This window comes from Paenibacillus sp. LHD-38 (assembly GCF_031157315.1).
Classification (GTDB): Bacteria; Bacillota; Bacilli; order Paenibacillales; family Paenibacillaceae; genus Pristimantibacillus.
Genome location: NZ_JAVIFU010000100.1, coordinates 1 through 7,186 on the forward strand (window position 1 = coordinate 1; position 7,186 = coordinate 7,186).

The window sequence follows — 7,186 nt, forward strand, 5'->3', positions numbered from 1 at the left end:
CCAACCCACGGATAGCAGCGTGCCGACCGTCGCTCGCTTATTTGCCCCCGCGCCTAGTGTTTCGGTTAATGCAAGTACGAGGTATTGACAAAAACGTTCATAGCAACGTACCCGTTAGCCATTCATGCATCTCTATGCTGCAGCACAGAGCATGAAAGTTAATCCGTTCTTTCATGGTAGTTCAATGGAATTTCTTACATAAAACTGATTGTGAAGTAGCAACATAACCATGAGGTGACGAGAATGTCAAAAGTACGCCATGGTTATGTTTTAAGGAAATCGATATCAATATTATTGATTTTCTTAGTTTCATTCGCAACTTCTTATGCGCATGGATTATCAGATTCTCACTCAAAAGACCCGGAAGAAGTAAATAAACGTGTAGAAGATCTAGAAAAACGTTTACAACAGCTTGAGCCTCCTAAACCGACTACAATTGTTACATTACCCTGGGAAATAGAAACCGAAAAACACTATCCTTCCGAAACCATTCCTATTTCTGAGGTATTGGATAAGGGAACAAAAATTCACTTCAATGTTATAAAGAATGACCCTAACTATAAAAGACCCGTATATGAAGAACATTGGCATAGCACATATTGGGGAGGCAGATGGAGTTATGTTCCTAATCGAATACATTACGCACTCCATCGGCTTTTTACCACTTATGACATTGGAATATCAGGCGAGTTAAATTTCAAACAAAACGTTGGCATTGATTTCCCCATGTTTCAAAATAAAACTGATCTTGATTTGTATATCGTTGTTTTCCAAACGACTGTCACCGATGTATATACAAAAGGAAACCAAGTAATTGTCGTGGGCACTCCCGAAAGAAATGGAGTGCAAGTCTTGACAATTAAAACAGGTGATTTACATCCTACGGATTTAAGCAAATTGTTGCTTATTCAATTAGCAACTCCACTTGGTCATGAACTTGATTACTCACTCATTGTCTACGAACCACCAGATTTTTGGTTAAAACAAATACAAAAAGCTAAAGAACGAAAACGATAAAGGCGCTTAATTAGCGCCTTTTTTCATGGCTTTAATTGTAACTAAATCTGCCCAAATAGCTTAATGAGGCTGCCGATCAAATGACGGCAACCTTTTTGCCATGGTACTATCGTTGCCCGTTAGCGCAATACTGATGTCTACATATTGCTAACCCACAATGGTTTATCCTCGCTTATTATTTGTGGAATAATTTCTTGAACAAGATATGGTAAGACGTTATGTTGCTTTAATTTCTCAATTGTGGGCTCAATCCAGTAAAACTCTAGGTGTGATTCCTTCGAAATTGGTGGAATAATTGCAGACAGCCCATTGGTTTTCACTTCAAACAAATGGTTTATCTCGTGGTACTCCTTTTCTTCAATTCCAAATTCAATAACACCAAGGAATCGAGTTATTTCACAAGTAGTCACGCCTAATTCCTCTTCTAGCTCTCTTTTTAGGGCAGTCCGTGCACTTTCCCCAAGCTCAACACCACCGCCTGGTAGAAATGAATGAGCATCTTTCATCCGAGCAATTAGGATATGATTATTATCAATTATTAGAGCTCTTGCGATATGTCGAAACTGAATGCCCATCCTGAAGCCTCCAATCGGATTGAATATTAAATTTGTAATCATCTGCTTACTTCCGCCTCCACGCAATCCTGCCAAATAGCTTAATGAAGCTGCCGATCAGACGCGGCAGCTTCGTGGAGTAAACTATTGTAGTATCGTAATGCATCAGTGAAGTGATATGAACTGATCGTACACAGCCTCAACGATATCAAGAAGTTCTGTACGTAATCCTTCTCCTTCGATTTTTAAAATCATCTGGCGTGCGGTTTCTATATTCATTGTTACACGCCCAGTTGTCTCAAAGCTTGCTGGCATTTCTACATACTCCTTAACTTTAGCTAAAACGAAAACAGTATATGTATTCGTACTTTCCCAATACCACGATGCAATAGGCATTCTATATGGTTTTAAAATAAGCCCAGCTTCTTCGACTGTCTCACGATCAAGTGCAGCATCTAAATCCTCGTTATTTTCTATTCTACCACCAATCGTAGTAAGGTTTTTTTCATTTTTATCCCAAACCATTATAAGTGAACCGTCATTTGTTATGGGGATGCTGTGAATACCCGCAATTCGTTTATCAGTAGGAAATACTCCACCAAATAAAGGTTTTAGCATATATACCCTCCAACGTAAAAACGCGTCTTGTTATACCATACATAATTCCAGCCCAACACCATACAATCCTGCTCGTTAACGTAATGAAGCCACCGGATGGTGCCGGTAGCTTCGCTCAGGTTCTAATTGCGCTATCGCACCCTTTAGCGTAATTACTTAGAAAACTCCATTAGCCATTGATCCCTAAGTTCCCCTTCATGCCATTCGTGCTTAGGTAATAACTTTACTTTTTTGAAGCCGCATTTTTCATAACACGCGATTGCTCGTACATTCCAAGTCTGTGGGTCCATCACAATTTTGCTTACATCTAGTTCAGTTATTAAGTAGTTGACCATTGAACTAACTAATAACTTACCTATCCCTTTATTCCAATAATTGACCTCTCCAATGAATTGGTCCGTACCATATATTTTTTCTTTCAAATTTGTATAACCATATTCCCCTTTTCCTTCATCATCCAATTCATAGAATTGAATATATCCTATTACTTTAGAATCGTATTCTACAATGCATCTCGTTTCACTATCTTCTTCGTGAAAAAAAATCTCTCTCACCATCTCAATATTATGAGGGCGGTCTCTTCCTGCGTAATATTGCAGCACTAATGGATTGGAAAGCCACTGTACTAGATAATCCGCGTCTTTATTCGATAATTTGCGAACACGAAGGTTACCCATTTCGAAAAACAACAACATGAACTCCCCCATATTATTATTCGTTAATATTACCATAAGTATTTCTGAATAGGTCATGCCTTTCTTGAAGATTACTGCCCGATACTTCAATAGAAAAGAGGAGCTGCCACATAGTAAACTCCTCCACTATCGAGCCCGTTAGTTCAATCTTGAACGGTCAATCCACCATTATAATCCCGCCGCTGATTTAATTTGTTCTCTCTGAGACGTGACTAATACTTTCAACTTTTCCGTTCCAAAGGCCCCTGCCGTAAAACCATTCGCTTTCGGATAGTAGACCATCCGAAATGATGTGCCATCTTGAAGGTCCACACGCAGGAAAATACCAGCCTCATGTTTTGTTTTCTCATAAACCGCATCGAAACCGACATACGGCAAAGGTAGAAGCTCAGAAATGAATTCCGATGACGCTTCTTGGCTGAAGTTTCCAATTGGACTGCCGTCTTGGCCACTTTCCAGGCTGACTTTCTCCACCTTGCCTTCAATGTCCATGAGATCCCCCATCGTTGCGGCATTCGGATTTTCATTTACTTCGTAAATCTTGTTATCCGCTACGACGCGAAACTCCGACTTGTAACCCTTCAATGCATAAACATCGGTACCAATCGGAAGGAATGCCGCGTCCCCGTTCTTAGCTACGTGATCCGTACAAGCATGCTCACTGAGCATGTAGGAGACTTCGCCTACCTTGCCTCCGATTTGCTCCGCCGTTACTGCTTTGGTTCCATCGTAGTTTTGATAATACTTAATGTTATTGATCATTAGGAAATCGAGCCAATCAATTTCAGCCATGCATGGTTCCGTTGTTTTCTCTGAGACTAACTCTGGATTAGCCGTACCGCAACTGGCCGCGACAATCATAAAAAGTAGCACAAACGAAGTCTTCCCCCAATGTTTAAACCACCTCATTGTCAATCACCTCAGACTATATAGACGGGTATGCTGATGTCATAGTTGCGGCTGTTTTTGTTCCACTATACTGCCCGTTAGCATTCCTGTAGAGCGTTAATTATCAGCTTTGCAAAAAAAGAAGCACCTCGGTACGATGGGAGTACGCAACGGGTCATAGTCCTAAAAATCCCATCATCCAGGAGGACGCTCTATTATGAAGTTTAAATCGCAAGCGAGACAAAATCAACGCATTGAAAAAATTACTGCTCAGCATTTAGTTGTCGGGATCGACATCGCCCAGCAGATGCATGTTGCGCGCGCTGTATATTTTCGTGGCATCATCATCGGAGACTACTTATCCTTTTCTAATGACGAGGAGGGGTTTCACAATCTTTTGCTTTGGATTCAAAATCTGCAAACCACCCATCATTTAAGCGCAGCCGTAGTCGGGATGGAACCAACCGGGCATTACTGGCTTAACGTCTCTCGGTGGCTCACAGAACACCATTTTGAAGTCGTTTTAGTCAATCCGCACCTCGTCAAAAAAAACAAAGAGAATCGCGACAATACGCCCTCAAAGAGTGACAGAAAGGATGCACTCGTTATCGCCGACTTGGTCAAGAACGGTTACTACTCGGAAACTCGCACGACCCCCGAAGCATTCGAGGATCTACGTGTGCTTCTCTCTAATCGTGACTTCGTCGCTATTTAGCCCCTATTTAGACTTGGACAGTACACCCCTTTGCTCGCCGAGTACGACCTTGCTTACGAACAGCTAGAGGTTGTGGAGAAGGAAATTTCAGCCGTATTAGAACGCATTCCCTTTGCAAAATCCATCCTCGCGATTAAAGGAATTAGTGTCATTTCACTAGCTGGTATTTTGGGTGAGGCTGGGGACTTAAGCGGATTTGTTCACGGAAATGCTTTGCTGCGCCATGCAGGACTTAACCTCGCAGAAGCGAGCTCAGGCAAATGGACGGGGCAAATGAAGATTAGCAAACGCGGACGATCCCGCCTTCGCCGTTTCCTCTTCATGGCTACTATGAGTTTGGTCATGAACAATTCGGAGTTTCAAGCGATGCATGCCTACAATGTGCAATTCAAGAAGATGAAGAAAATGAGGTCCATTATGAAACTATGCGGTAAATTGGCTAGAATACTAGTTGGGATGGCGCGCAGCGGTCAAGCCTACATGCCACAAAAAACGTTACCGCTCTTGCAAGCAGCTTAACCTAACAACCCATTTCGTTGTACGAGTTTTGGCTTATTCGCAGGATTTCAAAGAAAGCACGGCGTACCGGATTCATTAAACCAAAGGGCACCGACCCTTACCGTTAGCAAGACCAGCCTCCACCCCTTGGATAGGCGTAACGAAGGAATGAGAGGGCTTTGACCCGTTAAGACATGGGAGTGAAAACCTCCAAGGGCGGCGTGGAGAATGCGTGCAGTAAATGGAAGTATATGGGACGGTTATATCCCCCCTCTATTCCCGTACGCCTTCATGTTGCCGAAGTCTAACAGGGCGTTCCACTTCTTGTCTTTCAGCCCTTACCAACCGAGCGAAATCCTGCGAATAAGCGAGCATTCGTGAGAAAATTACATCGTACCAAGGGAGTTTAATCATAATTGAGCAAAAAGCTTTAGAAAATCGGGCTATCTTATGCCTGCCTCCGCCAGTTTCTCGTCCAGTTTCGCCCTTGGAATCTCTTCAGGTCTTAAATTAACCAGTCCAAGTTCCGAAAAAGAATATAACAAGATATTAGGGGAGATAACTTTGTCACCAAATAAAAGAAAAAAACTAAACAAGTCACGCGTGCTTCTGGTGACTATGGAGCGGATCTCGTTAATTCTAAATCCGGAAAAAAAAACATTGTACAAACCAAACACTGGCGGCCACATGTTCGTATTCATCGCGTTACTATTCGCGTGCATCGGCATATTTGCGGGCTCAGCGGTGGGACTCTACGCAGTCCTCGAACTGTGGTTCGGTCTTGGCATGACTTTCGCGGAATGCTGCGTAATGACCGCAGTCTTATTCATAACAGCGGTATTATTAATGTTTAAGGATGCGCGTGAACTTGAGGCGGATTAAATGCAATATAAGCGTCTGTATCCCGCTTGAACAAGCTGAAGGATCAGAGTTTAACAGGTAAAGTATTTGAAATGGTAAACTTAATGGGATTATTTTCTGACAAAAAAATAGACAATTGGGGAGTTTTCAAAGCAACAACGAGACTTTCACCGGCTAGAAGAAAGGAGCAGCTGCCGCAAACTGCTCCTTTCTTGTTCAACTAACGTTCTCCATTTTAAATTGATGTTTATAAATTCTAAAAAACAATCGTTTTATAGACAGAGGGTGATCACTGTATAGAAAAACCAGTCCCTGAAACGGACTGGTTTACGCTGCGTTCATTCAACTATCGTCTCCCGTTAGCGCAATAAGGAAATCATTTAATCAATATTATTTATAAACTCAACAATATCGTTATAAAATTTTTCTTTATCTTGCCCCTTAAGACCATGGCCTGAAGCTGAATATTCCTTGATAATTAATTTTGGGCACATACTCTTATAACGCTCGATATCAGAGTCAGTAACTAGTGAACCTTCAAGTAGACCTCGTGCCACTAAAACAGGTATATCAAAATTCCCTTTAATATCGATATGCCGCGATTCACTTTGTATCCCTCTAACAGCTGTCGGTCTAATTTGCTCCGTTCGGTTAAATGGAACTAGATAGTTATTTATGTAATCTTCCGGCCACTCTTTATCCATTGCCCTGTGCTCTGGTGGATAGTCCCCAACCATAATGGATTTAACTTTTGACTTATGCTTTAATGCATACCCTAATGCATAAGAAACGCCACGTGAGTAACTGAATAAATGAAATTGATCGAGTCCAGCATCTTGCACAACCGCTTCAATATCAGAGATATGCTCGTCGAGGTTATATCCAGAGGTGGGTGTCTCACTTTCTCCTCGTCCCCGGAACGAAAGGATAACGCTCCTTCTGGGCTGTACAACTTCAAGTAAATCAAGATACTCATCGGCGGTTTCTGATAACCCAGGGCAAACAACTAATGCCGTCTTTGAAAGATCAGAGCAATCTACTGAGTCAAAATAATGTATGGCTAACTCGCCATTTTTCACATGATTGGATATATACATACAATTCCTCCTCTTTAACTATTCTGCCCTTCATCATTGAACTATCGTACCCGTCCCTCGGTTTTAAGGGTTTATCTCACATATACTCACTCATTCGCAGGATTTCGTCGCGATGGTATACAGCTGTTGTTCAGAAAGCAAGCTCATTAGGCACCGTTGCTCTGGTCTTGGGCATGAGGGAACAGAAGAAGCGTGTGGGACATTTCTCCAAGTACTATTCTTCTGCACGCATACTCCACAATT

General features: G+C 42.0%; 7 protein-coding genes and 1 pseudogene. 3 read left to right on the top strand and 5 right to left on the bottom strand.

The window, feature by feature from the left end; all coding sequences use genetic code 11:
* Positions 1-243 precede the first annotated feature (243 nt).
* Positions 244-1,017 (top strand): hypothetical protein, encoded by a 774-nt coding sequence (locus RCO25_RS33995; RefSeq protein ID WP_309000470.1) that lies wholly within the window; start codon positions 244-246, stop codon positions 1,015-1,017.
* 137 nt (positions 1,018-1,154) lie between these two features.
* On the opposite strand, the gene RCO25_RS34000 is transcribed toward RCO25_RS33995, so the two are convergent.
* The 4 genes from RCO25_RS34000 to RCO25_RS34015 all read right to left on the bottom strand — a co-directional run bounded on the left by RCO25_RS34000 (position 1,155) and on the right by RCO25_RS34015 (position 3,793).
* Complete coding sequence (locus RCO25_RS34000; protein WP_309000471.1) at positions 1,155-1,592, bottom strand: NUDIX domain-containing protein; 438 nt, start codon at positions 1,590-1,592, stop codon at positions 1,155-1,157.
* Between the two features lie 144 nt (positions 1,593-1,736).
* Positions 1,737-2,189: an NUDIX domain-containing protein gene (locus RCO25_RS34005; RefSeq protein ID WP_309000472.1), complete on the bottom strand. Its 453-nt coding sequence runs from the start codon at positions 2,187-2,189 to the stop codon at positions 1,737-1,739.
* Positions 2,190-2,341: 152 nt separating this feature from the next.
* The gene (locus tag RCO25_RS34010) at positions 2,342-2,884 is read right to left on the bottom strand and encodes a GNAT family N-acetyltransferase (RefSeq protein WP_309000473.1); all 543 of its coding nucleotides are present in this window, start codon (positions 2,882-2,884) and stop codon (positions 2,342-2,344) included.
* Between the two features lie 168 nt (positions 2,885-3,052).
* A complete protein-coding gene (locus RCO25_RS34015; RefSeq protein WP_309000474.1) occupies positions 3,053-3,793 on the bottom strand; it encodes a hypothetical protein in 741 nt (246 codons plus the stop codon).
* Positions 3,794-3,989: 196 nt separating this feature from the next.
* On the opposite strand from RCO25_RS34015, the pseudogene RCO25_RS34020 reads away from it, so the two are divergent.
* Together RCO25_RS34020 and RCO25_RS34025 are read left to right on the top strand one after the other, a co-directional pair.
* A pseudogene (locus tag RCO25_RS34020) lies at positions 3,990-5,006 on the top strand (IS110 family transposase).
* Between the two features lie 543 nt (positions 5,007-5,549).
* Positions 5,550-5,867 (top strand): hypothetical protein, encoded by a 318-nt coding sequence (locus RCO25_RS34025; protein ID WP_309000475.1) that lies wholly within the window; start codon positions 5,550-5,552, stop codon positions 5,865-5,867.
* A gap of 359 nt (positions 5,868-6,226) precedes the next feature.
* Here RCO25_RS34025 and RCO25_RS34030 read toward each other — a convergent pair whose 3' ends face one another.
* On the bottom strand, positions 6,227-6,943 hold the full coding sequence (locus RCO25_RS34030) for an alpha/beta fold hydrolase (RefSeq protein WP_309000476.1): 717 nt from the start codon (positions 6,941-6,943) through the stop codon (positions 6,227-6,229).
* Between the last annotated feature and the right edge of the window lie 243 nt (positions 6,944-7,186).

What these genes read in the sequence shown, in the direction of transcription:
- RCO25_RS33995 (WP_309000470.1), top strand. Translation starts at nt 244, where the DNA reads ATGTCAAAAGTACGCCATGGTTATGTTTTAAGGAAATCGATATCAATA.
- RCO25_RS34000 (WP_309000471.1), bottom strand. Translation starts at nt 1,592, where the DNA reads ATGGGCATTCAGTTTCGACATATCGCAAGAGCTCTAATAATTGATAAT.
- RCO25_RS34005 (WP_309000472.1), bottom strand. Translation starts at nt 2,189, where the DNA reads ATGCTAAAACCTTTATTTGGTGGAGTATTTCCTACTGATAAACGAATT.
- RCO25_RS34010 (WP_309000473.1), bottom strand. Translation starts at nt 2,884, where the DNA reads ATGTTGTTGTTTTTCGAAATGGGTAACCTTCGTGTTCGCAAATTATCG.
- RCO25_RS34015 (WP_309000474.1), bottom strand. Translation starts at nt 3,793, where the DNA reads ATGAGGTGGTTTAAACATTGGGGGAAGACTTCGTTTGTGCTACTTTTT.
- RCO25_RS34030 (WP_309000476.1), bottom strand. Translation starts at nt 6,943, where the DNA reads ATGTATATATCCAATCATGTGAAAAATGGCGAGTTAGCCATACATTAT.